This window comes from Amycolatopsis sp. NPDC047767, assembly GCF_040704195.1.
GTDB lineage: Bacteria > Actinomycetota > Actinomycetes > Mycobacteriales > Pseudonocardiaceae > Amycolatopsis.
Genome location: NZ_JBEYSJ010000080.1, coordinates 1,193 through 2,788 on the forward strand (window position 1 = coordinate 1,193; position 1,596 = coordinate 2,788).

The window sequence follows — 1,596 nt, forward strand, 5'->3', positions numbered from 1 at the left end:
ATGTGGCTGAGACGTGATGCGTAGCCGTTTGAGGCGAAGAGGGTGATCCTATGCTGCCGAGAAAAGCCTCTAGTGAGTGCATGCACGGCCCGTACCCCAAACCAACACAGGTGGTCAGGTAGAGAATACCAAGGCGATCGGGTGAACTGTGGTTAAGGAACTCGGCAAAATGCCCCCGTAACTTCGGGAGAAGGGGGGCCAAACACCTTGAGGCCTTTTACAGGCTAGGGGTGGGTGGCCGCAGAGACCAGCGGAAAGCGACTGTTTACTAAAAACACAGGTCCATGCGAAGTCGCAAGACGATGTATATGGACTGACGCCTGCCCGGTGCTGGAACGTTAAGAGGACCGGTTAATCCCTTCGGGGGTGAAGCTGAGAATTTAAGCGCCAGTAAACGGCGGTGGTAACTATAACCATCCTAAGGTAGCGAAATTCCTTGTCGGGTAAGTTCCGACCTGCACGAATGGCGTAACGACTTTCCGGCTGTCTCAACCACAGGCCCGGCGAAATTGCACTACGAGTAAAGATGCTCGTTACGCGCGGCAGGACGGAAAGACCCCGGGACCTTTACTATAGTTTGGTATTGGTTTTCGGTTCGGCTTGTGTAGGATAGGTGGGAGACTGTGAAGCGGTGACGCTAGTTACTGTGGAGTCGTTGTTGAAATACCACTCTGGTCGAATTGGGAATCTGAACCTCGGGCCATGATCTGGTTCAGGGACAGTGCCTGATGGGTAGTTTAACTGGGGCGGTTGCCTCCTAAAGAGTAACGGAGGCGCCCAAAGGTTCCCTCAGCCTGGTTGGCAATCAGGTGTTGAGTGCAAGTGCACAAGGGAGCTTGACTGTGAGACAGACATGTCGAGCAGGGACGAAAGTCGGGACTAGTGATCCGGCACCACCTGGTGGAAGGGGTGTCGCTCAACGGATAAAAGGTACCCCGGGGATAACAGGCTGATCTTGCCCAAGAGTCCATATCGACGGCATGGTTTGGCACCTCGATGTCGGCTCGTCGCATCCTGGGGCCGGAGTAGGTCCCAAGGGTTGGGCTGTTCGCCCATTAAAGCGGCACGCGAGCTGGGTTTAGAACGTCGTGAGACAGTTCGGTCCCTATCCGCCGCGCGCGTAGGATACTTGAGGAAGGCTGTCCCTAGTACGAGAGGACCGGGACGGACGAACCTCTGGTGTGCCAGTTGTCCCGCCAGGGGCATGGCTGGTTGGCCACGTTCGGAAGGGATAACCGCTGAAGGCATCTAAGCGGGAAGCCTGTTCCAAGATGAGGTATCCCACCCCATGTGGGTTAAGGCCCCCAAAAGACGATTGGGTTGATAGGCCAGAGATGGAAGCACAGTAATGTGTTGTTGAGTTGACTGGTACTAATAGGCCGAGGACTTGCCTACAAAGATGTTACGCATCCACTCTACGGTTCTGAAACACCACACCGGTGTCTATGACAGACGCGGTGTGTGTTGTTTCGTAGTGTTTCGGTGGTTATAGCGCCAGGGAAACGCCCGGTCCCATTCCGAACCCGGAAGCTAAGCCTGGTAGCGCCGATGGTACTGCAACCGAAGGGTTGTGGGAGAGTAGGACGCCGCCGAACT

Annotated in this window: 2 rRNA genes (1 of these 2 running past the window's edge); both read left to right on the forward strand. The window is 55.4% G+C overall.

Annotation, left to right across the window (positions count from 1 at the left end):
* Nucleotides 1-1,395, forward strand: a 23S ribosomal RNA gene (locus tag AB0878_RS49340); its annotated part reaches 1,192 nt to the left of the window's first position; the annotation flags it as partial.
* Nucleotides 1,396-1,478: 83 nt separating this feature from the next.
* Nucleotides 1,479-1,595 (forward strand): 5S ribosomal RNA (rrf, locus tag AB0878_RS49345).
* Nucleotide 1,596 lies beyond the last annotated feature (1 nt).